General features: G+C 71.5%; 26 protein-coding genes. 24 read left to right on the forward strand and 2 right to left on the reverse strand.

From position 1 onward, the window contains the following. The first annotated feature begins 32 nt into the window (after positions 1–32). The 9 genes from ACLJWH_RS30065 (at position 33) to ACLJWH_RS30105 (ending at position 11,060) form a co-directional block, all read left to right on the forward strand. Entirely contained in the window at positions 33–2,543 is a 2,511-nt protein-coding gene (locus tag ACLJWH_RS30065; RefSeq protein ID WP_411144924.1) for a DNA polymerase III subunit gamma and tau, read from the forward strand. Between the two features lie 216 nt (positions 2,544–2,759). Next, entirely contained in the window at positions 2,760–3,116 is a 357-nt protein-coding gene (locus ACLJWH_RS30070; protein WP_381678708.1) for a YbaB/EbfC family nucleoid-associated protein, read from the forward strand. A gap of 67 nt (positions 3,117–3,183) precedes the next feature. Beyond that, positions 3,184–3,783 carry a recombination mediator RecR gene (recR, locus tag ACLJWH_RS30075; RefSeq protein ID WP_052855568.1) on the forward strand — a complete coding sequence of 200 codons (600 nt, stop codon included), beginning with the start codon at positions 3,184–3,186 and terminating at the stop codon, positions 3,781–3,783. Further along, positions 3,776–4,438 carry a DUF5063 domain-containing protein gene (locus ACLJWH_RS30080; RefSeq protein ID WP_411144925.1) on the forward strand — a complete coding sequence of 221 codons (663 nt, stop codon included), beginning with the start codon at positions 3,776–3,778 and terminating at the stop codon, positions 4,436–4,438. Before recR ends, ACLJWH_RS30080 begins: the two co-directional genes overlap by 8 nt. 421 nt (positions 4,439–4,859) lie before the next feature. Beyond that, positions 4,860–6,131 (forward strand): aspartate kinase, encoded by a 1,272-nt coding sequence (locus ACLJWH_RS30085; protein ID WP_411144926.1) that lies wholly within the window; start codon positions 4,860–4,862, stop codon positions 6,129–6,131. Continuing rightward, positions 6,128–7,243, forward strand: a complete 1,116-nt coding sequence (locus ACLJWH_RS30090) for an aspartate-semialdehyde dehydrogenase (RefSeq protein ID WP_411144927.1) — start codon at positions 6,128–6,130, stop codon at positions 7,241–7,243. The genes ACLJWH_RS30085 and ACLJWH_RS30090 overlap by 4 nt, the downstream gene beginning before the upstream one ends. A 556-nt stretch (positions 7,244–7,799) precedes the next feature. After that, on the forward strand, positions 7,800–8,375 hold the full coding sequence (locus ACLJWH_RS30095; RefSeq protein ID WP_205380142.1) for a SigE family RNA polymerase sigma factor: 576 nt from the start codon (positions 7,800–7,802) through the stop codon (positions 8,373–8,375). Positions 8,376–8,839: 464 nt separating this feature from the next. After that, positions 8,840–10,102 (forward strand): hypothetical protein, encoded by a 1,263-nt coding sequence (locus ACLJWH_RS30100; RefSeq protein ID WP_411144928.1) that lies wholly within the window; start codon positions 8,840–8,842, stop codon positions 10,100–10,102. Positions 10,103–10,184: 82 nt separating this feature from the next. Next, a complete protein-coding gene (locus ACLJWH_RS30105) occupies positions 10,185–11,060 on the forward strand; it encodes an SURF1 family protein (protein WP_411144929.1) in 876 nt (291 codons plus the stop codon). A 118-nt stretch (positions 11,061–11,178) separates the two neighbouring features. On the opposite strand, the gene ACLJWH_RS30110 is transcribed toward ACLJWH_RS30105, so the two are convergent. Further along, on the reverse strand, positions 11,179–12,972 hold the full coding sequence (locus ACLJWH_RS30110) for a S9 family peptidase (RefSeq protein ID WP_411144998.1): 1,794 nt from the start codon (positions 12,970–12,972) through the stop codon (positions 11,179–11,181). A 183-nt stretch (positions 12,973–13,155) separates the two neighbouring features. Between ACLJWH_RS30110 and ACLJWH_RS30115 the strand changes: the two genes are divergently transcribed. The 9 genes from ACLJWH_RS30115 (at position 13,156) to ACLJWH_RS30155 (ending at position 21,554) form a co-directional block, all read left to right on the forward strand. Next, the gene (locus tag ACLJWH_RS30115; RefSeq protein ID WP_411144930.1) at positions 13,156–13,989 is read left to right on the forward strand and encodes a methyltransferase domain-containing protein; all 834 of its coding nucleotides are present in this window, start codon (positions 13,156–13,158) and stop codon (positions 13,987–13,989) included. Positions 13,990–14,281: 292 nt separating this feature from the next. Further along, positions 14,282–15,334 (forward strand): hypothetical protein, encoded by a 1,053-nt coding sequence (locus ACLJWH_RS30120; protein WP_411144931.1) that lies wholly within the window; start codon positions 14,282–14,284, stop codon positions 15,332–15,334. A gap of 512 nt (positions 15,335–15,846) precedes the next feature. Continuing rightward, complete coding sequence (locus ACLJWH_RS30125) at positions 15,847–16,605, forward strand: DUF4118 domain-containing protein (RefSeq protein ID WP_411144932.1); 759 nt, start codon at positions 15,847–15,849, stop codon at positions 16,603–16,605. 330 nt (positions 16,606–16,935) lie between these two features. Further along, the gene (locus tag ACLJWH_RS30130) at positions 16,936–17,193 is read left to right on the forward strand and encodes a hypothetical protein (RefSeq protein WP_411144933.1); all 258 of its coding nucleotides are present in this window, start codon (positions 16,936–16,938) and stop codon (positions 17,191–17,193) included. Between the two features lie 198 nt (positions 17,194–17,391). After that, entirely contained in the window at positions 17,392–17,517 is a 126-nt protein-coding gene (locus tag ACLJWH_RS30135; RefSeq protein ID WP_411144934.1) for an alpha/beta fold hydrolase, read from the forward strand. Positions 17,518–17,583: 66 nt separating this feature from the next. Continuing rightward, the gene (locus tag ACLJWH_RS30140) at positions 17,584–18,009 is read left to right on the forward strand and encodes an alpha/beta fold hydrolase (RefSeq protein ID WP_411144999.1); all 426 of its coding nucleotides are present in this window, start codon (positions 17,584–17,586) and stop codon (positions 18,007–18,009) included. Next, on the forward strand, positions 17,985–18,323 hold the full coding sequence (locus ACLJWH_RS30145; protein WP_411144935.1) for a hypothetical protein: 339 nt from the start codon (positions 17,985–17,987) through the stop codon (positions 18,321–18,323). Before ACLJWH_RS30140 ends, ACLJWH_RS30145 begins: the two co-directional genes overlap by 25 nt. Positions 18,324–18,591: 268 nt before the next feature. Then, entirely contained in the window at positions 18,592–19,515 is a 924-nt protein-coding gene (locus ACLJWH_RS30150) for a PaaX family transcriptional regulator C-terminal domain-containing protein (RefSeq protein ID WP_411144936.1), read from the forward strand. A 1,415-nt stretch (positions 19,516–20,930) separates the two neighbouring features. After that, positions 20,931–21,554 carry a nuclease-related domain-containing protein gene (locus tag ACLJWH_RS30155; RefSeq protein WP_411144937.1) on the forward strand — a complete coding sequence of 208 codons (624 nt, stop codon included), beginning with the start codon at positions 20,931–20,933 and terminating at the stop codon, positions 21,552–21,554. Positions 21,555–21,560: 6 nt separating this feature from the next. Here ACLJWH_RS30155 and ACLJWH_RS30160 read toward each other — a convergent pair whose 3' ends face one another. Continuing rightward, entirely contained in the window at positions 21,561–22,319 is a 759-nt protein-coding gene (locus ACLJWH_RS30160) for a GntR family transcriptional regulator (protein ID WP_411144938.1), read from the reverse strand. Between the two features lie 183 nt (positions 22,320–22,502). Between ACLJWH_RS30160 and ACLJWH_RS30165 the strand changes: the two genes are divergently transcribed. The 6 genes from ACLJWH_RS30165 (at position 22,503) to ACLJWH_RS30190 (ending at position 25,603) form a co-directional block, all read left to right on the forward strand. Continuing rightward, a complete protein-coding gene (locus ACLJWH_RS30165) occupies positions 22,503–22,832 on the forward strand; it encodes a hypothetical protein (RefSeq protein ID WP_411144939.1) in 330 nt (109 codons plus the stop codon). 2 nt (positions 22,833–22,834) lie between these two features. Next, positions 22,835–24,181, forward strand: coding sequence for an FtsK/SpoIIIE domain-containing protein (locus ACLJWH_RS30170; RefSeq protein ID WP_411144940.1), 1,347 nt, complete (start codon positions 22,835–22,837; stop codon positions 24,179–24,181). A gap of 89 nt (positions 24,182–24,270) precedes the next feature. Then, the gene (locus tag ACLJWH_RS30175; protein ID WP_411144941.1) at positions 24,271–24,468 is read left to right on the forward strand and encodes a hypothetical protein; all 198 of its coding nucleotides are present in this window, start codon (positions 24,271–24,273) and stop codon (positions 24,466–24,468) included. Positions 24,469–24,535: 67 nt separating this feature from the next. Next, positions 24,536–25,216: a DUF2637 domain-containing protein gene (locus ACLJWH_RS30180; RefSeq protein ID WP_411144942.1), complete on the forward strand. Its 681-nt coding sequence runs from the start codon at positions 24,536–24,538 to the stop codon at positions 25,214–25,216. A gap of 14 nt (positions 25,217–25,230) precedes the next feature. Beyond that, positions 25,231–25,410 (forward strand): hypothetical protein, encoded by a 180-nt coding sequence (locus tag ACLJWH_RS30185; RefSeq protein WP_411144943.1) that lies wholly within the window; start codon positions 25,231–25,233, stop codon positions 25,408–25,410. A 4-nt stretch (positions 25,411–25,414) separates the two neighbouring features. Next, positions 25,415–25,603: a mobile element transfer protein gene (locus tag ACLJWH_RS30190; protein ID WP_411144944.1), complete on the forward strand. Its 189-nt coding sequence runs from the start codon at positions 25,415–25,417 to the stop codon at positions 25,601–25,603. Positions 25,604–25,612: the final 9 nt, after the last annotated feature.

The raw sequence follows: 25,612 nt of genomic DNA on the forward strand, positions 1-25,612 counted from the left end.
GGTTGTCGGTGGGGGCCGATATCGTCGTATGCGTGTCGTCCCTCGCGCTGTACCGCCGCTACCGACCCGAGACCTTCGCCGAGGTCATCGGGCAAGAGCATGTGACCGATCCGTTGCAGCAGGCGCTGCGGAACAATCGCGTCAACCACGCGTATCTGTTCAGCGGGCCCCGGGGCTGCGGCAAGACGACGAGTGCGCGGATCCTGGCGCGCTGCCTCAACTGTGAGCAAGGTCCCACTCCGACACCGTGCGGGGAGTGCCAGTCGTGCGTGGACCTGGCCAGGAACGGCCGGGGATCGATCGACGTGATCGAGATCGACGCGGCGTCGCACGGTGGTGTGGACGACGCGCGTGAGCTGCGCGAGAAGGCGTTCTTCGGGCCGGCGAGCAGCCGCTACAAGATCTACATCATCGACGAGGCGCACATGGTCACCTCGGCGGGCTTCAACGCCCTGCTGAAGGTGGTCGAGGAGCCGCCGGAGCATCTGAAGTTCATCTTCGCGACGACGGAGCCCGAGAAGGTCATCGGGACGATCCGGTCGCGTACGCATCACTATCCGTTCCGGCTGGTGCCGCCCGGGACGCTGCGCGACTACCTGGCGGAGGTGTGCGGGCAGGAGGACAGCCGAGTCGAGGACGGCGTGCTGCCGCTGGTCGTGCGGGCCGGGGCCGGGTCGGTGCGTGACTCGATGTCCGTGATGGACCAGCTGCTCGCCGGTGCCGGTGAGGGCGGTGTGACGTATGCCATGGCGACGGCGCTGCTCGGGTATACGGAGGGCTCGCTGCTGGACTCGATCATCGAGGCGTTCGCCTCGGGGGACGGCGCGGCGGCCTTCGAGGTCGTGGACCGCGTCATCGAGGGCGGGAACGACCCGCGGCGCTTCGTGGCGGACCTGCTGGAGCGGCTGCGGGACCTGGTGATCCTGGCGGCCGTGCCGGACGCGGGGGAGAAGGGGCTGATCGATGCCCCCGCGGATGTGGTGGAGCGGATGACGGCGCAGGCGTCCGTCTTCGGGGCGGCGGAGCTGAGCCGGGCCGCCGACCTGGTCAACACGGGCCTGACGGAGATGCGCGGGGCGACCTCGCCGCGGCTCCAGCTGGAGCTGATCTGTGCCCGGGTGCTGCTGCCCGCGGCGTACGGCGACGAGCGGTCGGTGCAGGCGCGGCTCGACCGCCTGGAGCGCGGTGCGGGTGCGGCGGCGCTGGGCGGTGCGGGCGCCAGGGGCGGTGCCGGTGCCGGGGCGCCGGTCGTGGACTCCGGGGGCGGGCCCGCGGCCGGGTACGTGCCGGGGCCGGAGGCCCATGCGGTGGCGCCGCCGTCGGGACCGTCCGGGCCGGCCGCCGCGCGCGCGGCGGTACGGGCGGCGGGCGGCGGCAGCGGCAATGGCGGTGCCGGCGGGCCGGCTGCCCCGGAGGCCCCGGTGGCTCCCGAGGGCGCTCAGGGCGGGCCTTCCGGTGGCGAGCAGCAGTGGGCGCAGGCCGGGGGCGCGGCGGCGCCGCAGGCCGGTCCGCAGCCGGCCGAGCGGGAAAGCGCGCCTTCCCGGCCCGGAGCGTGGCCGGGTGCTGCGGGGGGTGGTGCGACGGGTTCTTCCGGTGGTGCTCCGGGGGCTCCCGGCGCCGCCGAGAGCGCACCCGGCCCCTCCGGTGGCGAGGGCGCTCCGGCGCGGCCCGGGGCGTGGCCCGGAAGCGGTGGCGGCGCGAGCAGTGGTGGCGGTGCCGGACGGCAGCCCGGCGGGTGGCCTTCGGCCGTGGCACCGGGACAGGGCGGCCAGGGAGCCGGGGGCGGCGGAGTACCCGCCGGGCCGCCCGCCGCCGGGCCCGCGCAGCCCGCGCCCGTACCGCAGCCGCCGCAGGCCGGGGCCGCGCCGGGCATGGCACAGGGGGCCGCGCAGGTGCGGCAGATGTGGCCGGAGATCCTGGAGGCGGTCAAGGGACGTCGACGTTTCACGTGGATCCTGCTCAGTCAGAACGCCCAGGTCTCCGGGTTCGACGGCACCACCTTGCAGATCGGCTTCCCCAACGCCGGGGCGCGCGACAGCTTCGCCAACGGCGGAAGCGAGGACGTGCTCAAGGACGTACTGGCCGAGAAGTTCCACGTGCAGTGGCGGGTCGAGGCGATCGTCGATCCGTCGGGCGGCGCCAATCCGCCGGCCGGGGGCGCACCCCGTAGCGGCGGGGGCGGCTTCGGCGGCGGCGGTGGTTTCGGCGGCGGGGCGCCCGCCGCGGGGCCGCAGTCGCCGGCCCAGCCCAGCGCTCCGGCGGCCCCTGGCGGACCGTCCGGACAGGGCGGCGGGGCCGCCGGCGGCAGCCAGGGCGCACGGATGGCACGGGAGGCCGTGGCCCCGTCGGCGTCCGCGGGGGGCGGGCCGGGCGCTCCCGCTGCGGAGCCCTCGTACACCCCGCCCGAGCCGCCGCCGATGTCGATCGAGTACGACATGCCGGCCGAGGACGACCCCGACCTCGTCGACTCCGCGCTCAGCGGCCACGACCTGATCATGCGCGAGCTGGGCGCGACAGTGGTTGAGGAGTACAACAACGAGTAGCGAGCAGCGAGCAGTTAGTAGCGAGTGGCGTGGAGAGGCGGGCAGCCGGGAGCGGGGCTGCCGCCGGGCCGGGCAGGGTCCGGCGGTGCGGGCGCGGCGCGGGCGGGGGCCTGCGGGGTACTTCCGGGCTCCTCCGTACGGCGTAGGGCGCGCCGCCCCTGAAACACGTAGGCTCGGGCTACCGCATCAATGTTGTCGTACGGCAGGAGTCACGTCGTGATCCCCGGTGGTCAGCCCAATATGCAGCAGCTGCTTCAGCAGGCTCAGAAGATGCAGCAGGACCTCGCGGCCGCTCAGCAGGAGCTGGCCGAGACGCCCGTCGAGGGGTCCGCGGGCGGTGGTCTGGTCAAGGCGACGGTGACCGGCTCCGGTGAGTTGCAGAGCCTGGTCATCGACCCGAAGGTGATCGACCCGGAGGCCGGCTCCGCGGAGGAGACCGCCGAGACGATCGCCGACCTCGTCCTGGCCGCCGTCCGGGACGCGAACGCCAGCGCCCAGCAGCTCCAGCAGCAGAAGCTCGGCCCGCTCGCCCAGGGACTCGGCGGCGGCGGAATCCCCGGCCTCCCCTTCTGAGGAGCGGCCAACTAGCGTACTCAGCACGGCAGACGTACCCAGCGCGGCAGAAGAGAGAAGACGTTCCGTGTACGAAGGCGTGGTTCAGGATCTGATCGACGAGCTGGGCAGGCTGCCCGGCGTCGGTCCCAAGAGCGCGCAGCGGATCGCCTTCCACGTTCTTCAGGCCGAGCCGACCGATGTCCGCCGGCTCGCCAACGCGCTGATGGAGGTCAAGGCGAAGGTCCGGTTCTGCAGCGTGTGCGGCAATGTCGCGCAGGAGGAGCAGTGCCGGGTCTGCCTCGACCCGCGGCGCGACCGGGCGGTCATCTGCGTCGTGGAGGAGCCCAAGGACGTCGTGGCGATCGAGCGGACGCGCGAGTTCCGCGGCCGTTACCACGTCCTGGGCGGGGCGATCAGCCCGATCGAGGGCGTCGGCCCCGATGATCTGCGGATACGGGAACTGCTGGCCAGGCTCGCGGACGGCACCGTCACCGAGCTGATCCTGGCCACCGACCCCAACCTGGAGGGCGAGGCCACGGCCACATACCTGGCCCGCATGATCAAACCCATGGGGCTGAGAGTCACGCGACTGGCCAGCGGACTGCCGGTCGGAGGCGACCTGGAGTATGCCGACGAGGTCACGCTCGGGCGGGCCTTCGAAGGGAGGAGACTTCTCGATGTCTGATGCCACCCTGCACAACGCGACCCAGAATCCGGACGATTTCGCCGTACAGATCTCCGACTCGATCGAGAGTTTCATCGTCGCGGTGACAGAGGTCGCCAAGGGGGACGAACCGGACAGCGCGGTGCCGTTCCTGCTGCTGGAGATCTCCCAGCTGCTGCTCACCGGCGGCCGGCTGGGGGCGCACGAGGACATCGTCCCGGACGAGCGGTACGAGCCGGACACCGGCCCGGAACCGGACGTGGACGAACTGCGCGAGCGCTTCGCGACCCTGCTCGAACCGGTGGATGTGTACTCCGAGGTCTTCGACCCGTACGTGCCGCGCAGCGAGCCGGTCGCCTCCCGGATCTCCGACGACCTCGCCGACATCATCACCGACCTGCGGCACGGCCTGGCGCACTACCGCGCGGGCCGGGTCAGCGAGGCCCTGTGGTGGTGGCAGTTCTCCTACCTCTCCAACTGGGGGCCGACCGCCTCCGCCGCCCTGCGCGCGATCCAGTCGCTGGTCGCCCACGTACGCCTCGACCAGCCGCTGGACGAGCTGGACGGGCTGGACACCGACAGCACCGCGAGCGTGGACGAGGAACTCCTCGCCGAGCAGGCGGGCCGGGTCATGTCGGAGGAGATCGCGGGGCCGCTGGGGCTGCGGCGGGTGTGAGCCGTCCGCGGGCGGCCCGGATGCCGGGCTCAGGTCCGGCGGCAGGCCCGCGAGCCGGGGTGTGTGACCTGGGTTACGTTCCCGTGTGCGCCGGTTCGCAGGGGGCAGGCGTTCGCCGAGCGGGCGCGACGATGCGCCGCGCGGATCCGCCTCCGGGCGCGGTGGCCGGCCCGGTGACGGTGGGTCGCCGGGCACCGCGATCACGTCGGTCACCGGGACAGCCGTGACCGCACTGGCCGCAGCGGCCCCACCGGCCGTAGCGACCGCCGTGACCGGTGCGACCGCAGAGTGAGTCCCGTGTCTCATGATGTGGTATCGGCGAGGCGGGATCCGCCTGCTCGGTAGACTGAGCCGACCGCAGTACCCCCATTTCCGGGGGTCCGGGAGGAAACTCCCGAAGAGACAGTTGCGAGGAGCGCACGTGGGCCTTGTCGTGCAGAAGTACGGCGGCTCATCCGTTGCGGATGCCGAGGGCATCAAGCGCGTTGCCAAGCGAGTCGTCGAAGCCAAGAAGAACGGCCACCAAGTGGTCGTCGTGGTTTCGGCGATGGGCGACACGACGGACGAGCTGATCGATCTCGCTCAGGAAGTGTCCCCGATTCCATCGGGGCGCGAGTTCGACATGCTGCTGACCGCCGGAGAGCGGATCTCCATGGCCCTGCTGGCGATGGCGATCAAAAACCTCGGCCACGAGGCGCAGTCCTTCACCGGCAGCCAGGCGGGTGTCATCACCGACTCCGTGCACAACAAGGCACGGATCATCGATGTCACGCCCGGCCGTATCAAGACCTCCGTCGACGAGGGCAATATCGCCATCGTCGCCGGCTTCCAGGGCGTGTCCCAGGACAAGAAGGACATCACGACGCTGGGGCGCGGCGGGTCGGACACCACCGCCGTCGCGCTGGCGGCCGCCCTGGACGCCGATGTCTGTGAGATCTACACCGATGTGGACGGTGTCTTCACCGCCGACCCGCGGGTCGTGAAGAGGGCCCGGAAGATCGACTGGATCTCCTTCGAGGACATGCTGGAGCTGGCCAGCTCCGGTTCCAAGGTGCTGCTGCACCGCTGCGTCGAGTACGCACGCCGATACAACATCCCGATCCACGTCCGCTCCTCCTTCTCGGGGCTGAAGGGCACGTGGGTCAGCAACGAACCGCAAGGGGACCAGCCGATGGAGCAGGCGATCATCTCGGGCGTCGCGCACGACACCTCCGAGGCGAAGGTCACGGTTGTCGGAGTCCCGGACAAGCCGGGCGAGGCCGCGCGCATCTTCCGGGCGATCGCGGACTCCGAGGTCAATATCGACATGGTCGTCCAGAACGTCTCGGCCGCGGCCACGGGTCTGACCGACATTTCGTTCACGCTGCCGAAGGACGAGGGCCGCAAGGCCGTCGCCGCGCTGGAGAAGACCCGTGCGGCGGTCGGTTTCGACTCGCTGCGCTACGACGACCAGATCGCCAAGATCTCGCTGGTCGGCGCGGGTATGAAGACCAACCCGGGCGTGACGGCGACGTTCTTCGAGGCGCTGTCGAACGCGGGCGTGAACATCGAGCTCATCTCGACCTCCGAGATCCGCATCTCGGTCGTCACCCGCGCCGATGACGTCAAGGAGGCAGTGCAGGCCGTGCACAGCGCCTTCGGTCTCGACTCGGAGAGCGACGAGGCCGTGGTCTATGGCGGCACCGGACGATGATTCCGGCCGAGGCGGGCCGTCCGTCCCATGCGGTCACCGCGGGGGCGGACGCCCGTACGGCCCGTAAGCCGCATCTCGCCGTCGTCGGTGCCACCGGTGCCGTCGGCTCGGTGCTGCTCGGCATCCTGTCCGAGCGGGCCGACATCTGGGGCGAGATCCGGCTGATCGCCTCCCCCCGTTCGGCCGGCCGCAAGCTGACCGTACGGGGCGCGCAGACCGAGGTCATCGCGCTCGACGAGGACGCCTTCGACGGCATCGACGTCGCGATGTTCGACGTCCCGGACGAGATCTCCGCGCGGTGGGCGCCGGTCGCGGTGTCCAAGGGCGCGGTGGTCGTGGACAACTCCGCAGCGTTCCGGATGGACCCGGACGTGCCCCTCGTGGTGCCCGAGGTCAACGCGCACGCGGCGCGGGTGCGCCCGCGCGGCATCATCGCGAACCCGAACTGCACGACGCTCTCGATGATCGTCGCACTGGGCGCGCTGCACGCCGAGTACGGCCTGAGCGAGCTGATCGTCTCCTCGTACCAGGCGGTCTCGGGTGCGGGGCAGGCCGGGATCGACACCCTGCGGGCGCAGCTGGCGGCCGTGTCCGGTACGGAGCTGGGCACGACGCCCGGCGATGTGCGGCGGGTGGTCGGCGACACGCTGGGGCCGTTCCCGGCGCCGATCGCGCTCAATGTCGTGCCGTGGGCGGGTTCGCTCCAGGAGGGCGGCTGGTCCTCCGAGGAGCTCAAGGTCCGTAACGAGTCGCGCAAGATCCTGGGACTGCCGGGGCTGCCGGTCACCGCGACCTGTGTCCGGGTGCCGGTGCTCACCACCCACTCGCTGACCGTGCACGCGCGGTTCGAGAACGAGGTCACCGTCGCCGGTGCGCACGAGATCCTGGCCGCGGCGCCCGGCGTGGTGGTCAGCGACGACCCGGCGGGGGGCGAGTTCCCGACACCTTCCGACGTGGTGGGGACGGATCCGACGTGGGTCGGGCGGGTCCGGCGGTCGCTGGACGACCCGCGGGCGCTCGAACTGTTCGTGAGCGGCGACAACTTGCGCAAGGGGGCGGCGCTGAATACGGCGCAGATCGGTGAGTTGGTCGCGGGAGAACTGGGCGGGTAAAGGGGTTTCCTCCGGGTTGGGGTGGGTGTCCGGCCGTGGTCCGGTGCGGCCTTCGGCCCGGCCGTCCGGCTCCGGCGGCGCGCTCGGGCAGCCGGTGCGGGGGCGCGCGTGACTTGGCGGAATTGACCGTCGCGGACTTGACTGCTTAGGACATACTTTGAGGGACGTGTGAAGATCCCGTGAGCGAGTTGTCGGTCCAAACCACTTGATCTGGGCCGATGGTCTGTTCGACCATTCGCTCCCCGTCGTACTGCAACCGGCAGTCGGACGGGGAGCGTCTTTGTGGCCACTCCGCAAGGACGGTCCGGGGTGTTCGGGATCGCTTCAGATGCCCCTGGATACCGGGGCAGATGCGTCGGGATAAATGGGGCATTGGGGAAGAGCTGGTACGCATGAGGGCATTTGATGCACCGTCAAAGGCGGTGCCTTGCGCGTACAACCCTGATGGGGGGAAGCGTGTCCAACAAGCGTGGCAGAGGTACTCGGATTCAGCATCGCCCCAGGGGGGACAGCCGGCGCGGCAGTGCGCCCGCCGCGCTCCCGGGCGCCCGGGGGTATGCCGGTGATCGCTCCCTGGTCCGCCACGCGTCCCGCGCAGATTCCTTCTCAGCGTGGGGACACTGACGAGGCGATGGCAGCGGGCACCACAGTCGACCATCTCACCGAGACCTACCGCGCGCACTACCGTTCACTGCTCGGTCTCGCCGCACTGCTCCTCGACGACACCGCCTCCTGCGAGGACGTCGTACAGGAAGCCTTCATCCGTGTGCACTCCGCCCGCGGGCGGGTGCGCGACCCCGAGAAGACCCTCGCCTACCTGCGGCAGACCGTCGTCAACCTCTCGCGCTCCGCGCTGCGCCGCCGCATCCTCGGCCTCAAGCTGCTCTCCAAGCCGATGCCCGACATGGCGAGCGCCGAGGAAGGCGCGTACGACCTGCTGGAGCGGGACCAGCTCATCCAGGCGATGCGCGGTCTGCAACGACGGCAGCGTGAGGTGCTGGTGCTGCGTTACTTCGCCGATATGACCGAGGCGCAGGTCGCCCAGACGCTGGGGATCTCGCTCGGCTCGGTCAAGGCGTACGGGTCGCGGGGCATCGCGGCGCTCCGCGTCGCGATGGAGGCTCCGGCATGAGTGGCAAGACGTTCGGCCCGTACGACCCGCACGACCCGTCTCACCGGAGTGACTGGTTCGGCCGCGGTGACGGGCCCGGCCGGGGTGAGGGGCGTGAGCCGCGGGCGGGCCGGGGCGGTCGTGGCGGCTGGGGGAGCCAGGGCGCCCACGGGCTTCAGGGGGACCGGGAGGCCCGTAGGACCCATGAGGGCTATGGATTCCATGGGAGCTATGGGGGTGCCCATGGGGAGAGCGGCTCGGGTGTGGCGCGGGGGGCCTCGTGGGGCGCCTCGGGAGGCTCTGATCCGTTCGACTCTTTGAGGCCGCTGGGTACAGGTATCTCGCGTGATGCGGGTGAGCTGAGTGAGCGCGGTACGCCGGGTGGGCGTGGTGCGTCGAGTGAGTGTGGCGCGCTGGGCGAGCGGGGAGCGCGACGTGGCGCACCCGGTCTGCGCGGTGCGTCGGGTGAGGTGCGTGGGCTGTACGTGGCGCGTGAGGTTCAGGGCGCGGGAGACGCGGCCAATGGCCGTCGGCAGGACCCGTCGGACGGGTCGGCCGGCCGCCGGCCGGGTGCCGGGCCCGGGGATGACATCGCTGTCGGCGAGGGTGCCGGTGGTGCGGCGAGCGGTGCCGCAACGGGCGGCGGAAGCGGCCGGGACGGCGGGGCCGGGAACGGTGGCCGGGGCGACGGCGGCCGGGGCGGCGATGGCTTCGGCGGCGGGGACGGCAGCGGCTTCGGCGGCGAGGACGAGCTGCGGCGGCTGTTGCAGTCCCGCGTCGGCGAGCTGGAGCCCGCCGCCGACGCGCTGGACCGGCTGCGCCGCGCGGTACCGGCCCGGCGCCAGCGCCGTCGGCATCTCGTCGTCGGCGCCGCCGCCGCGCTGCTGCTCGGCGGTACGTCGATCCCCGCCATGGTGCATGTGGTGAGTCTCGGCGACGGCCCCGAGGACCGGCCCGCCAACGCCGCCAGCAGCCAGCGCGCGCACGGCGGCCTCGAAGGCGCGCACGGCGAGGGCACCGAGCAGACGGGGACGCGGCCGGCCGGCAAGGACGGCCGGAAGCCGGACGCCGGCGCGCCCGAGGAGAAGGGCGCGGCGAAGGAGCGGGACGGCCAGGGCCACGAGGCGGGCGCCGGTACCCCCGATCCGCACGCGACCATGGACGTCAGCTCGCCCGTCTGCGGACGCCAGCAGCTCGGCAACGGCACTGGCACGGTCGGCGCGGCGGACTCGGCGGGCCGCGTCTACGGCGCGTTCCGCGTCGTCAACACCTCCGGGAGCGCCTGCACGGTCGACGGCGGCGGCGCGGTCGGCCTGGTCGCCCAGGGCGCCACCAAGCCCGACCGCGTCCATATCGTCGACCACACCTCGGGCGACGACGCCTCCGGCCTGCCCGATCCGGCCACCGCCCCCGGCAAGCTGGTCCTCAAACCGGGCGAGGCGTACGAGATCAAGTTCGCCTGGATCCCGGAGTCCGGCGGCTCCACCACCGGCTGCGTCAACCCTGGTCCCTCGCCGACTCCCGTCCCCTCGAAGGCGGCCGGGGAGACCCCGGCCGCCTCCTCCGTCGCGGGCGACGGCGGCGGCCAGGCGGGCGGCAGCGACGGACCCGGCGACGGCGGCGCGGTGCCCGGCGCCGTCCTCCTCAGCCATACGCCCGAGGCGGGCGAGCCCGCGGCGGCCGATGCCAAGATCCCGGACGCCTGCGCGGGCACGGTGTACCGCACCGGGGTGCTGGCGGCGAAGTGACGGCCGGCCCGCCCGGTGGCCGGGGCGGTGCCGGGGAGGGGGCGGTGTGGCGCCGCCGTCGTGGCCCCGTACCTTTGAAGGCGTGTACCGGTTCCTGCTGACCCCGCGGTGGTGGGGAATCAACGTCTTCGCCGTACTGGCGATCCCCTTCTGCATCTTCATGGGCAGCTGGCAGCTGAGCCGCTTCGAGGCGCGCGTCGATACCCACCAGCAGCAGGAGGTCCGCGCCGCCGACGCCAAGGCCGCGGCCGCCCGCCCGCTGGACAGCCTGCTGCCGGTCGACACCGTCACCTCCGGGCACCAGGCCGGCGCCCGCGGGCGCTACGACGCGGACCACCAACTCCTCGTACCGGGCCGTACGGTGGAGGACAAGCAGGGCAAGCGGCAGGGCTTCTACGTCCTGACCCTGCTGCGGACGGACCACGGCAAGGCCCTCCCGGTCGTCCGGGGCTGGCTGCCCGGCGACCCGGGCAACCGGGCCGACGCGGCGAAGGTGCCCGCCCCGCCGAAGGGCGAGGTGACGGTCACCGGGGCGCTCCAGGCGTCCGAGAACCAGGGCAGCACCGGGGTGCACGCCGACGGCGGACTGCCGCCGGGCCAGCTCGGCATGATCAGCGCGGCGTCGCTGGTGAACATCGTGCCGTACGACGTCTACGACGCGTGGATCACGCTCACCGACACCCAGGCCCCGCTGCGCGCCGTCCCGCCGGCTGCCGCCCAGGGCACCGGGCTGGACCTGAAGGCGTTCCAGAACCTCGGCTACACCGGCGAGTGGTTCGTCTTCGCGGGCTTCGTCGTCTTCATGTGGTTCCGCCTCTTCCGCCGCGAGGCCGAGGCCGCCAGGGACGCGGCACTGGGCATCGTGCCGGCGGACGAGACACCGGGGACGCCGGCGGCGGAGGAACCGGACGCGGGCGCGCGGGCAGCGGACGAGAGCACACCGGTGCCGCACGTCTGAGCCGGTACGTCCCGCCGGGCGACCGTCCGGCCGCCGCGCGGGGCCACGGACGGCCGAGCGGCCGCCCGGCCGGGGACGGCCGCTCCCGGCCGGGCGCCGGCCCGGCGCCCGGTGCGGGTCAGGCCCCCGGGCCGCCCACGTGCCGTCGCGCGAAGTCGAGTTCCAGGCGGACCTGCTTGATGCGCTCCTCCACGACGAGGGAGCCGTGCCCGGCGTCGTAGCGGTAGACCTCGTGCGGGTGGGCGCGCCGGGCCAGCCGCTGGACGTAGTTCTCCACCTGCTGGATCGGGCAGCGCGGGTCGTTGACGCCCGCGGAGATGTAGACCGGGGCCCGCACCGCGTCCACGTACGTCAGCGGCGAGGACGCCTCGAAACGCTCAGGTACCTCCTCCGGCGTGCCGCCCAGCAGCGTCCGGTCCATCGCCTTGAGGGCCTCCATCTCGTCGTGGTACGCCGTGACGTAGTCCGCGACCGGGACCGCCGCCAGACCGACGGCCCACGCCTCCGGCTGCGTACCGAGCCCCAGCAGTGTCAGATAGCCGCCCCACGAACCGCCCGCCAGCACCAGCCGCCCGGGATCGGCCAGCCCGGAGGAGACCGCCCAGGCGCGCACCGCGGCGATGTCCTCCAGCTCGATCAGCCCGACGCGGTGCTTGAGCGCATCCGTCCAGGCGCGGCCGTAACCGGTGGAGCCGCGGTAGTTGACGCGGACGACCGCGAAGCCGTGGTCCACCCAGGCCGCCGGGGCCGAGGCGAACGCGTCGCTGTCGTGCCAGGTCGGGCCGCCGTGGATGTCGAAGACCGTCGGGAACGGCCCCTCGCCGGCCGGCTGCTGCACCAGGGCGTGGATACGCCCGCCGGGGCCGTCCACCCAGACGTCCGTCACCGGTACCGAAGCGGGCGCCTTCATCCCGGGCGGGTCCAGGACGACCGCGCCGCTCGTCGAGCGGACCTCGGACGGCTGCGCCGCCGAGGACCACAGGAACTCCACCGTCCCGTCCGGCCGGGCCGTCGCGCCCGAGACCGTGCCCGCCGGGGTCTCGACCCGGGTCAGCAGCGGGCCGGCCGCGTCACCGGCCCCGCCCAGCTGGTAGCGCCACAGCTCGCTGCGGGCCTGGTACTCGTGCTCCACCAGCAGCGCCGAACCGTCCGGATACCAGTCCGCGGCCACATCACCGGGCAGCTCGATCGCCAGCGCCGTCTCCACACCCGTCAGCGGATCCCAGAGCATCGGCTCCCAGCGGCCCCGCCGCTGATGGCCCACCAGCATCCGGGTGTCACCGTCCACCGGTGCGAAGCCCATCACCGACAGGCCCAGCTCCTCGGTGCCGCCCTTGGTGTCGTCCAGCTCCGCGACCGTCGAACCGTCCGGGCGGACGACGCGGATCGCGGAGTGCATCGCGTCGCCGTGCTCGGTGTGCTCGATGGCGATCAGGGTGCTGTCGTGGGAGAGGTCGCCGACGCCCGCCGACTCGCGGTGGCGGTAGATCTCCACCGGTGGCTCCCCGGGCCGTACGACATGGATCGTCGAGCCCTCCTCGTCCGTGGAGCGCCCGACGACCGTCGTGCCGTCCCGGCCGATCGCCAGCCCGCTCGCGTACGAGGCGGCCAGCCCCGGGGTGGCGGGCTCATCCGCGCCGCCCGCGAACGGCTGCCGCATCCAGACGCCGAACTCGTCCCCGTCGGTGTCCGCGAACCACCAGATCCATTCGCCGTCCGGCGACAGCGTGCCGTCCGTCGTGCCGTTCGGCCGGTCCGTGGCCTGCCGCTGACCGCCGGTCGCCCGGTCCCACGCGTACAGCTCGTAGGTGCCCGTGGCATTCGAGAGGAACAGGGACCGGTCCGGGGCGTCCTCGGCCCAGTCCGGCAGCCCGATCCGCGGGGCGCGGAACCGCTTCTCCCAGTCCGGCATGCCGGCTCCCGCTGATCCGGCCGGGCCGGTCGAGTTGTGGGAAGGGGCCGGAGTGGTGGTGTGGCCGGGGTCGCGGGCGATGGCGTGGTCGGAGCCCTTGGTCTCGTCAGTCATGGCCCCATTCTGCGCCTGGCCGCCGTAATTCCGTTGGCGAGGCCGTGAGCCTGTGGATAACTTCGCGGCATGCGTGCACATACGGGACCCGACGACTGGCGCGAGGCCAACCGTGCGAGGTGGGACGAACGCGTCGCCATCCACACCCTGAGCGACTTCTACGACCAGGCGGGCTTCCGCGACAGCCGGGACGTCATCCGGGACTTCGAGGCGGCGGAGGTCGGCGACGTCACCGGCCGGAGCCTCCTCCACCTCCAGTGTCACTTCGGCCAGGACACCCTCTCCTGGGCCCACCGCGGCGCCACCCGCGTCGTCGGCCTGGACTTCTCCGAACGGGCGACAGAGACCGCGCGCGAACTGGCCGCCGAACTCGGCTACGGCCCCGACCGCGCGTCCTTCGTCACCGCCGATGTCTACGACGCCGTCGAGGCCGTCCCCGACACCTCCTACGACATCGTCTACACCGGCATCGGCGCGCTGAACTGGCTCCCGGACCTGGGCCGCTGGGCGGCGACGGCCGCCTCCCTCGTCGCCCCCGGCGGCTTCCTCTACCTCGCCGAATTCCACCCGCTGTGCGACGCCCTCGACGACGGGACGGGATCGCGCATCACCCACGACTACTTCCGCCACGACGCCTGGGTGGACGAGACCTCCGGTACCTACACGGATATCGACGCGCCCACGGTCCACAACCGCAGCGTCGAATGGACGCACACCCTCGGCGACGTCGTCACCGCCCTGGCCGCCGCCGGGCTGCGCATCGACTTCCTGCACGAGCACGACGTGACGCTCTTCCAGCGCTTCGCCGACCTGCGCCGCGGCGCCGACGGCTATTACCGCCTCCCCGCCGACCGTCCCCGCATCCCCCTCATGTACTCGCTGAAGGCGACGCGTACGTCCTGAAGAGGTGCCGTACGACTTCACGGCTGCCGTACGTCTTCCCGGCGGTCCGTCCGCCATGGCGGAGTCATCGCAGGTGGGGGCAGGCGGGGGCTGGTGGAGGCGCCGGTGCGCGACCGGGGGCGGCGCCGGGCGCTCCGCCCCCGGCCGGTTAGTCTGTCGGGCCTGCCCGGAGCGGGGCACGGACGGGCCGAGAACAGCGGTCCGAGAACAACGGTCCGAGAACAGGGACCCGGAACAGCGGTCCGGGATCAACGGGGGAATGGTGCGGGTGCGCAGGCGAACAACGGGTGCCGTGGGTGCGGGTGTGGTCATGCTGCTGGCCGCGGGGTGTGCCGGTGCGGCCACCGGAGGGAAGGCGTCCCCCGGGGCATCCGCCTCCGTCGTGGCCGCCGAGCCACTGCCGCTGCCGCCCACGCCGCGTGCGGTCACCTGGACCGACTCCGGCCATCAGGCGCACCCGCTGCGGGTCACGCCCACCCGGCTGGCCCGGGGCGACGCGGCCAACCTTGAGAACGTCAGGCTGGACGACGACCTCAAGGGGATGGTGCCGTACTACCTCACCTTCTCGTACACCAACACCGGCAAGGCTCCGGTGAGCAAGATGGACCCGGCGGGCAACTTCTCGGTCAACGGTGTGGACGGGCGGGCCGGGCAGCCGGTCTCCCTCTTCCGGACCAATCCGCTGGCCACCAGCTCGGGCCAGCCCGACGAGTGCCGCGAGAGCGGCCGGGCGCAGCTGGCCGCCGGTGAGACCGCGGCGCTCTGCCAGATCTTCATGCTGCCCAAGGACCGGCAGGTGGCGACCGTCTCCTACAAGGACGACGGGGGCGACACCTTCCTCTGGGACATCGACGGCGTCGCCGCCGAGGGGAATACCGCCGGGGTGCTCCCCGCCGGCCGGCCCGCCGACTCCGTCACGCAGGACACCTACGACCACTCTGTCCCCGTGCACATCACGCCGAAGGGCGTACGGACCGGGACACTGGCCGATCTGGGCCGCTTCGACCTGAGTGCGGAGACCAAGAAGATGGTCCCGTACTACGTCACGATCGAGTACCGCAACAACGGCAAGTACGACCTGCTGCCGAGCATGAAGGACGGCGTGGTGCTGCGGAGCGCCGGTGGCCGGGAAGCGAAGAAGATGCTGCTGCTGGACATCGGCGGCCCCGGGGTCGGCCAGTGCCCCGAGTCCGTCCCGCACCGGATGGTGCGGCCGCGGGCCACCGTCACCGAATGCTCCATCCACCTGCTGCCGAGGGGCGACCGCCCGGTCACCGTCGTCTTCCAGGGCAAGGGGCAGGGCGCGCAGCCGGTCGTCTGGCGGGCCACCGGCGGCGACCGGTAGTCCGGGGCGCGCGTTACGGGGGTCGTTCCGCGCGCGTTACGGGGGTCGTTCCGCGCGCGTTTCGGGCGTCGTCCGGCGCGCGCCGGACGAGCGTCGTCCGGCCCCCGTCACCGCTCCGTCAAGACCGCCGTCATCCGCGTCAGCACGGCGTCAAAGCGTCCCGGAGTCGGACACGTCCGTCCCAGACTGGGCAACACGGGGCGGACGACGTATCCGTACGGGCCGATGGAGGGCGCGTGCCGAGCACCGCCGGAACCGTGCGCAGCCCGGAAGCGGGGGCCTTGGGCTGATGCCGAGACGCCACGCGGATACGTCGTCCCGCCACCGGCCCGCCGCCCCACCGCCGTCCGCTCCGCCACCGTTACCGCCACCGTTACCGGCACCGTCTCTCCCGCCGCCGGGCCGCCCCTTCCGCCGCGCGTGCGCCCCGCGGCCGTGGTACCCAGAGCGAAGACGGAGCAGTACGCCGACGGACCGATCCGAAGAGATGGAGAGGTGGAGAGGTGGCGTGTGTGACCGGATGGACCGGATACCCGCTGCGGGACCGGATCGCGGTGCTCGCCGCGCTCGTGGGCCCGTTCCTGGTCGCGCTCGCACTCGTGCCCTTCCGTACGGACCTCTCGGACACCAACGCGGCGCTGATACTCGTCGTGGTGGTGGTCGCGGTGGCGGCCGCCGGCAACCGTGTCGCGGGCGCACTCGCGGCGCTGTCGGCCACGGTGTGGTTCGACTTCTTCCTCACCCGCCCGTACCAGCGGTTCGCCATCACCGACGCGGTCGATGTCGCGACCGCCGTGCTGCTCCTGATCGTCGGGCTGATCGTCTCGCAGCTGGCCGCCAGGGAACGGCGGCTGAAGGTGATCACGGTGACCGATGCGGCGCACCTGGCACGCGTCCACGACACCGCCGCCCTGGCCCGGACCGCGGCCTCGCCCGACGCGGTGGTCGACCACGTACGACAGGAACTGACCGGACTGCTCCTGCTGCGCGGCTGCCGCTTCGAGTACGGCACGCTGATGGGCCGGCCGCCGCGCCTGGAGCAGGACGGCGGCGTGGCCGTCGGCCGCAGACGCTGGGACCTCGACCACACCGGCTGGCCCCCGGGTGAGATCGAACTGCGGGCGAGCGCCCGCGGCCGCTACTACGGCCGGTTCATGCTCACCCCCACACCGGGCTCGGTGCCCCCACTGCCGGCTCGCCTCGTCGCGGTGACCCTCGCCGACCAGGTGGGCACGGCCCTCGACACGGCGGGCCCGCCGCAGGACGGGTGACGCGGCGAAGGACGGCCGGTGTACCGGTGGACGGCGGGGCGCCGGCCGACCCCGGGGCAGCCCGGGACATACGTCCCATGGGGACAGCCGTCCGCCGCGTACCGGAACCGCCCGTAAACCGCCCCGCCCCGCGCCGTTCCGCTCCGTTCGCCGCCCGCCTTCCCCGTCATCCGCGGCGCCGGGACGCATCCGGAGAAGCATCTTCCGCCGGGGAAAGAGACACCTGCCTTCAGGTGATTTGAAGGGCTTTCCCCCATAACTTCCCGGCATCCACGGAACATTGCTTCCCCCGGGTGCGTGACGCGTGCCCGCCAACGAGAGGTGATTCGCGTGCGAGTGTTCACACGTGCCGCGCTGGCCGTGGCGTGTGCGGCCGGTGCCGCCCTGTCCTTCGTCCCGGCGGCGCAGGCGGCCCCTGGTACGGCCGCAGCCGGTTGCCGGTACTACTACACCAGTTGGTTCCACGGTCCGAACGGCGAGACCACCGGCAGCGGCAACTACGCCGAGGGAGACATCGACCCCGAGGGCCGGGTCTGCCGGAACGGCTGGTGGATGGGCCAGTACGACGACGGGGGCCTCTTGGGCTGACGGCACCGCGGGGGAGTCCGTACCCGCCGAGGTTCCTTCCGGGGCGCGGAACCCGTGCCCCGGAAGGACGGCTCCCGGCTCCCGGACCGGAAGCGCCCGCCGAGCGGTTCTTCGCCGGTCCGGCCCGTGAGGTGCCCACCCTCGTCGGTACCGGGGCGGGCCACGACGGTGCGATCGCCGAGGTGGCGGAGGCCGGCCGTGACGAGTGAGTCCTTCGCGGCATTCGTGGACGTGGACGGGTACCGCGTCCGCTACCGGGCCACGGGCACCGGGCGGCCGGTGGTCCTGCCGCACGGCATCGGCCGCAGCCTGGAGGGCTGGTAGCCGCTGCGCCGCACGCTCACGCTGTCCGCGCGGCGGCTGTTCGCCCCCGACCTGGCCGGTTCCGGCCTGGCCGGTTCCGGCCGGTCCCAGCCCCTGCCGGACCTCCGGCTCGGGGCGTTGGCCGAGCATGTCGCGGAGACCCTGGACCGGCTCGGGGTCACCGCTCCCGCGCACGTGGTGGGCAGTTCGCCGGGCGGCGCCGTCGCGATGCGGCTCGCCGTCCACGACCCCGCCCGGGTGACCTCGCCGGCTCTGGCCGACAGTGCCGGAATCGGCCGTGAGGTCACCTGGATGCTGCGCGCCCTCGACCTGCCGGTGCTCTGGCGGCTCCTGCTGCGCCCCGACGAGTACGGCGCGCGGACGACGGAGCGCTCCCTCTTCCGCCACCCGGCCTTCGCCACCCCCTACGCATCGCGCTGGCCCGGGAACGGGCCCGGCGACCGGACGCGGCAAAGGCGATGCGCCAAGTGGCCCGTGCCTTCGGTTCGTTGAGCGGGGTGCGCGCCGACTGGCGCGGGAGCCTGCTGGCCGCACTTGAGGCGCTCGACATCCCCACCCTCGTCGTCCGGGGCGCCCAGGACCGCATCCTGCCCGTTACCCACCTCACCAACGCGGCGACCGCCCCCCCCGGGCCCGCACCCACCTGTTCGCCCGCACCGGCCATCTGCCCCGGCCATCTGCCGCAGATCGAACGGGCCGCGGAGTCCGCCGCCGTGCCTGACGAATTCTGGGCGGACTGGACCGGCTGCCGCTGTGTGCCGTGTGCCGTGTGCCGTACGCGGTGCGCACCAGCGCGTAGCGGGTGAGGCCAGGACGCCGCGCCGATCGCGACACCGCACCGGCCGACGATCCATTGAAAACGATCGTAAATATTTCGATAGTTTATGATCTGGTGGTGTGGTGTGGTGTGGTGCGGTGCGCGTGAATGACCTCGACGCCGCCGTAACGGCACCGCGCCGGGGCGACCGGCCTCGGCGTGACCGGCTCCCACCCTCTTCCGCGCGTTCACCCGGGCCGCGCACCGCGCTCAGCCCGCGCCGTACCGTCGTCCACACCCGAAAGGCCCGCCACGCCATGACTTCCCCGCGCGACACGTCAACGCCCGTCGTGCGGGTCCCCACCCGGATGCTCGTCGAGGCGCTGGTCCGCACCGATCACACGGTCGACACCGGCGAGGTCTACGCCACCGCGTCCCTGCTGGGCATGAGCGATCAGCAGGTGCGCCTGTGCATCAAGCGGCTGGTGGTCGAGGGACGCTTCACGCAGGAAGGCAGAGGCCGCAAGGCGCTGCTGAGGGCCACCGACGCCACGGAGCAAGTGCTGGGCCCCGACGCCGACTTCGTCGCCCACGCCTACCGGCAGGACGCCGGCCTCGCCCCCTGGGACGGGACCTGGCACCTGGTCGCCTTCGCCGTCCCCGAAACCGCACGCGTGGCACGCGACGCACTGCGCACCGCCCTCACGCGCCTGGGCGGCGGCCCCGTCCAAGGCGGCCTCTACGTCAGCCCGAACGCCTGGGAGCCGTATGTGGAGGAGCAGGTCCGCCACCTCGGCGTCCTCGACCATGTCTCGTTCCTGACCACGGACGACCTGCGGCACGGCAGCGAACGCGATCCCGCGGCGCTCGCTCGCCTCTGGTGGCCGCAAGCGGAGATAGCCGACCGCTACCACCGCCTCACCACCGTGACCGGACCACGTCTCGCCCGACTCCGCGCACCCGAGGATCTCCCCCAGGCCCAGCGGCTCACCATCGCGGTCGAACTCGCCGCCGAGTTCACCCGCGCCATGGAGCCCGACCCGCTACTGCCGCCCGAACTTCTCTCTCAACCCTGGCCCGGCACGAAGGCCCGTGAGCTCGTCGCCCGGTGCTGGTCACTCCTGGCCGACCACGAGGAGCCGGCCTCGGCCTTGGAGCCGGGGCCGGGCCCGGAAGGAGAGAGCGTCCGCCTCTTCCGCCTCTACAGCGATGTCATCAACCAAGCGGCCACCGATATGTGAGGCGCCTGCGCGGCAGACGGTCCGGAGGCGGCCACACCGCGAGGTCTGCGGGCAGCGGACCGGCAGCGGATCCGCCCCGAAATCCGGACCGGAGCCGCCCTGTAATTCTGACCGGAGCCGCCTCGAAATCCAGACCGGCGCCGCCTCCTGGACGGCATCCTCAAAAGTCCACGCCGGAATGACAGTCACGCAGTTGGCCACGCACAACGAGTCAGGGCCACCTAGGAACGTTCCTAGGTGGCCCTGATCTGCTACTTCTCAGTCGGGGTGGCGGGATTTGAACCCACGACCTCTTCGTCCCGAAGCAATCTGGGCGCCGCTGTGACCTGGAGAGTGCTCGCTGCTGACCTGCGGCAACGGTTCGTGAGCGTCCGTGGTTGTTCGCCTTGGTACGTGACCGTTGTAGCGCAGTTAGACACTCACCGGATCGCCCAACTTGCCACGAGGGTGGCGCGCTGAGCGGAGCGCCCAAGACGGGATGAGCCACATCGCGGCAGCAGATAGCTCCCCCCTCGGCCACGGTTCAGGGTTCGGTCCGCTCATGCTCTCGCACCCATGACGACGTCGGTACGGCGATCGGCCCCCGCCGGCCGTTCTGCCCGGAGCGCTCGCCTGCCCCGCCCCCACCCCTTCCGTAGCTTGCCCTTTCGGGGGAACCAAGTCCCGTGCCGCGGTAGGCGGTGCGCCCGTCACGTAAACCGCCCACCGTTTCCGCCCCACCCCACCACCTTCTTCCTCACACTTCCTCGCCGCCCCCGGGGCTCCCGCCTGGACTCGCTCCTGGGCTACGGGTGCCTGGTGACTGCTCGGCCTGTCCTGGGGTGGTGGCTGCGGCCGATCTTTCGGGGAGGTGTGAGTGGTGGTGTCGGCTGGTGGGGTGTCTGCTCGTTCCGGCGCTGCTTTTGGGCGGGGCAAAGCGTGTACGGAGAACCCCGGGGCAACTTCGGTGGCGCGGGGCCGGGGGCCGGGCGGAGCGTGCCGCAGGCGAAAGCGGCGCCCGAGTCCCCGTGCCCGCGCCGGCCCGCTCGTGCGGGCCGGTGGGGTGTGCTTCGTAGCGGCGGCTGCAAAGCCGTTGACCGGCGCGCCGGATGCCGAAGGCAAGAGCACCCGCCAGGCCAGAGCCACAAGCCGAAGGTTCCCGTGGGGTCCGGTGCGCCTGGTGCTGACCGATGAGGTGGAAGGGTGGCTGCTGGCCTCCATCGGCTCTCTACGGGCTCAATGGGCAGATCCAACGTGACTGGCACCTGGAGACCTGGCAAAGGGAACGGCACCACCCGCGAGAACCCCGGAGTGCTCCCCTTCCCCGCCCCCTTCCCCGACCGGAGGGAGGGCTTGATGAGGTAGAGAAACCTGTAACAACCCTGCTCCCGACGGATAGTTTGGGATTCTCCTGCCGCCGGCCACTCGGGACTGACATGTCTAACCCTGACGGTGATCTCGCAGCCAACCGCCCCGGTGATGCAGTCCGCCGCAAGCTCATCGAGCTGGAACCGAGCGCGGTCAAACGCCTGTTGTCCCGCTGGTCGAAGGCAGACAGCACCCGGGAACTGAGAAGCTGGCGCCAAGGGCTCGTCGGGGAACGTCATACCGCGCGTCGTCTGCGCAGCCTCGGCCGCGGCTGGTACACCCTGCACGCCGTGCAGTACCCGTCCGGCACAGACGTGGACCACCTGGTGATCGGCCCGCCAGGAGTGTTCACTGTGAACTCCAAGCACCACAAGGGCAAGAAGGTCTGGTACGGCGACCGCGCCATAACCGTCAACGGCGGTAAGACCCGGCACATCCCGGCCAGCCTCAGTGAAGCGCGGAAGGCATCGGCGGCGCTCACCCGCGCCTGCGGCTTCACCGTCAAGGCTCGGCCCGTTCTTGCCGTGGTGGGCGCCGCGAAACTCGAAGTGCGTCAGGCCGCGCCGCCGGTCCTCGTCCTGGCCGCCGATGATCTGCCGTCGAGGCTCAGCGGCATGTCCCCAGTGCTCGCGCCTGATGAGGTGGAGCGCATCTACGCGGTTGCCCGCATCGGTCGTACATGGTCCGACTGAGGGTCCTCACGCGTCGAACGCGTACTCCAGGACATACGACGCGGAATCAAGCGTCATCTCGTTGACCTCGACAGGGTTGCCGTCCTCCGCGTACGCCGTGCGGCACACCAACATGACGGGTGTCCCGGGCGAGAGTTGCAGCGCATCAGTCTCGGCCTGCAACGGCATCCGTGAACGGATCTCCTCGCGGAAGTGGACCGGCTTGTACCCCAGCTCACCGAGGCGCGCGTAGATACCGCCGGGGCCGGTGTCCTTCTGCGTGATGGGTGAGCCCGCGACGAGTGCGGCGGGCAGGTAGCTGGTAGCCAGCATGACCGGTTTGCCGTCGAGTACGAACCGCCGGCTTCGCACGCAGACAGTGGTGCCCGGGGCCACGTCCAGCACGGGCGCGATGTGGTCGGGTACGGCATCCTCGCGCACCTCGACCTGATCCACGTTGAGCGTGCGGTCTCCCAGGTCGGCGGCCCAGATCGAGTGACCGCTGCCCCACTGCTGCTCGGAGAGTCGCTTGATGCCCTGCCGGCGCAGCGGGCGGAAGTTGCGTACGAACACTCCGGCCCCCTTCCGCGCCTCGACCAGACCCTCACTTTGCAGGACCCCGATCGCCTGGCGGGCGGTCATGCGGGCTACCTCGTAGGTGGCCATGAGGTCGTTTTCGCCTGGCAACCGGTCACCGGGGCTGTAGTCGCCCGCCTCGATCGCCGCCTTGAGGTCACTCGCGATCACCTGGTACTTCGGCTGGCGGTTTTTGCCCTGGTTAGCCATAAAAACTCACCCTCCTTCCTCATCTCTAGACAACCCTAGTTCACCGTCCCGGTCATGTCTCTCCTGCCCTCCTGAGCTGGCATTTTCGATCTTCTCTAGAGACCTGATTGACATCTCTAGAGATCTCGGCTTCTCTAGAGATGTAGCCGCTCCGCCCGAGCGGCCGGATTCAAGGAGAGACGCATGCCTTCGTTCAAGATCGACACTTCGACCGCGGTCGTGTTCGTCGCGACTGCGCCGGCGCCGAAGATGAAGAACAAGCGGACCGGTGAGGTCGCCACGGACAGCGAGACGGGCGCCAACATGATGACCGTGGGCCTGCTGATCTCGGATGAGGGAGAGGGGAACCTCTACCAGGTGTCCGTTCCGCAGACGGGTGTCCCGGAGGGGCTGACCCCGGGCATGCCGGTCTCGGTGGTTGGTCTCAAGGCCCGGGACTGGGAGAACGAGTTCAACGGCGAGAAGCGTCACGGCATCGCGTTCCGCGCGGTTGCGATCACGGTGGGGGTCTGACCGTGTCGGACGTGTCCACGCTGCTGGAGATCGCCGCGCCGCTGGCCGGTGTCGGTGGTCTCGGCTACGCCAAGGCCCGCGCGCCCCGGGTGTACTGGTCGCTGGTGGGTCTGCCGGTCACCTGGGCCCGGTTCACCGTCTCCTACCGCTCCACGATGGATGTGTGCGGGCTGACGGTACAGCCGTCGTCGCTGCGGGCGTTCCTGGCTCGTAATGTCGCCCGCCGGCGGGATGTTCAGCCGGTCCCGCCGAAGGTTCGCCGGGTGCGCGGAGTCTCGACCGGGCTGCGTGTGACGCTCCGGCTTCCTGCGGGTCTTGAGCCTGCGGACGTGGCTGCCGCGTCGGAGCGTCTGCGGCACGCCTGGGGTGTGCATTCCGTCCGTGTGGTGGAGGCCAAGCCGGGAACGGTCGAACTGCGGATGACTGGCTACGACGTGCTTAAGCGGGTGCGGATGCCACGCCGCGGCAAGTTCGGCCCGTTGGTCGTTCCGGTTGCGCTGCGCGATGACGGTACGGCGTTCGTGCGCGACTACCGCGAGGTGCCGCACAGCCTGACGCTGGGTGCGAACCAGTCGGGCAAGTCGATGTATCAGCGCAGTCTTATCGTCGGCTTAGCGAAGCTGCCGGTGGGCTTGGTGGGGATCGACTGCAAGCGTGGTGTGGAGCAAGGCCGTTTCGCTCCCCGGCTCTCCGCGCTGGCCACGACTCCTGATGAAGCCTCCCACTTGCTCGATGTCCTGGTGGCCGAGATGGAAGCGCGTTTCAGGGTGCTGAGTGTCCATCAGGTCTCGGATCTGTGGGATCTGCCCAAGGATGCACGGCCTGTGCCGCTCGTGATCCTCGTGGATGAGGTGGCGGAGCTGTTCCTGACCGCAGCGAAGAAGGATGAGGAACGCCGGGACCGGATGGTCATGCAGATGATCCGTCTCGCGCAGATGGCCCGCGCGGTCGGCATCTACTTGGAGGTCTGTGGCCAGCGCTTCGGCTCCGAACTCGGCAAGGGCGCCACCATGCTGCGCGCGCAGCTCACGGGCCGTGTGATCCACCGCGTCAATGACAAGCAGACCGCGGAGATGGGTCTGGGGGACATCGCTCCCGACGCTGTCTCGGCCGTGACGACCATCGCCCCGGACCGCCCGGGTGTGGCAGTGGCCGGCGACTCCTCCGGTGGGTGGTCCCGCATCCGAACCCCCGAGACCACCTCGGCCGAAGCCGTGGCCGTCTGCCAGCAGTACGCCCACCTGACGCCTGACCTCCCGGCGCTGGCCCCGTTCCGGCCGCACATCCCCGCCGGCCCCGTGTCCACGGGCGGCCCGTCGCTGGTCAAGGTCCTTCCCGTCACCAAGTAGCCCCCCGCCTTCCACGGCCGGCGTGACCGCCTCGCGCCAAGTCCCTACCCCTCCCATGCCCGGAACGGCTCATAGAAAGGAGACAGTCCGTGGCTACACGCAAGGCCACCGCCCGCCGTCCCGCGAAGAAAGCCGCGGCCCCGGCCGAGCAGACCGACTGCACGACCTGTCAGGGCTCCGGAGTGGTCCTGGTGACGGTTCGCGTCGGTCGCCACCGCCGCACGGTCGGCCAGCAGGAGGGCTTCTGCCTCGACTGCTTCGGCACCGGCATCGCCTCCAAATCCTGACCACTTGGCGCCGGGCGGACGACACCGCCCGCCCGGCCCGGCACCACCTCGATAGGAGGTGTTCTACGTGTTCCGCAAGATCCGCCCGGACGCCGTTCTGATTCAGGCCGTGATCGCTGGCGCCCTGTCCTTCGCCCACCTGCACGACCTGGCCGAAGCTGCCGGACAGGACGGCTGGAAAGCCTGGGCCTACCCCGTCTCCGTCGATCTGCTGTTCGTCGCGGCCTGGCACCGGCTACGCACCCTGCACGGCACCGACGGGGCCACCCGCGCCGCCTGGACCTGGTTCGTCATCGCCCTGGCCGCGTCCCTGGGTGCCAACGTCGCCACCGCCGGACTCCTCGACCTGCACCACGTACCGGCCTGGCTGCGCATCCTCGTCGCAGGATGGCCCGCGCTCGCCTTCCTCGGCGGCACGCTCCTCGCCCACGCCCCGGCCACAGCACCCGCCGAACCGGAAACCACAGTGGCCGAGTCCGACCCCGTTCTGCCACTCGTTCCCGATCCGGGTCCGGCGCCGGAAGTCAGCGTGGAACGCGCACCCGAGCCCACCCCGGAACAGCCGCCCGTCATCGTGTCGGCGCCCGTGCCGGCCGTGGCCGTGCCCCCGGCTCTGCTCGATCACGCCCGCAAGGTCGCCGACACCCACCGCGCCACCACCGGCTCACCGATCGACGTCGAGATCTTGCGCACGCGCCTCGGCGTCCCGCTGGGGCTCGCCAAGGCCATCACCGCCCAACTCGCCTGAAAGGACAGCTGACCATGCGTCCGTCCATCCGCAATGCGCTGGAGTACTCCGCGGAACTGACCCGCAACAACCGCCTCGTTGACGCCATGCACGTCGGAGAGGCTGCCATCAACCAGGCCACCGAGGATGAACAGCCCGAGATCAAGCAGTGGCTCGCTGACCACGTCGGCGACTTCACCGGGCAGGACGGCTGATCTGATGCCGCGCCCGAACCGCTTCTACGACGTGCTTCGCATCGGCCCCGTCCAGGTCGGCAGTCACCACGACGGCCGCGGACGCACCAAGCACACCGCCGCCTGCACCGCCCCCGGCTGCGGCTTCTCCGCCGACTACCGCGACCGCTCCGCCGCCGAACTCGCTGCCCGCACCCACCGCTGCAACCTCTGACAGGAGTCG

This window comes from Streptomyces sp. x-80 (assembly GCF_046549095.1).
Lineage (GTDB): Bacteria > Actinomycetota > Actinomycetes > Streptomycetales > Streptomycetaceae > Streptomyces > Streptomyces celluloflavus.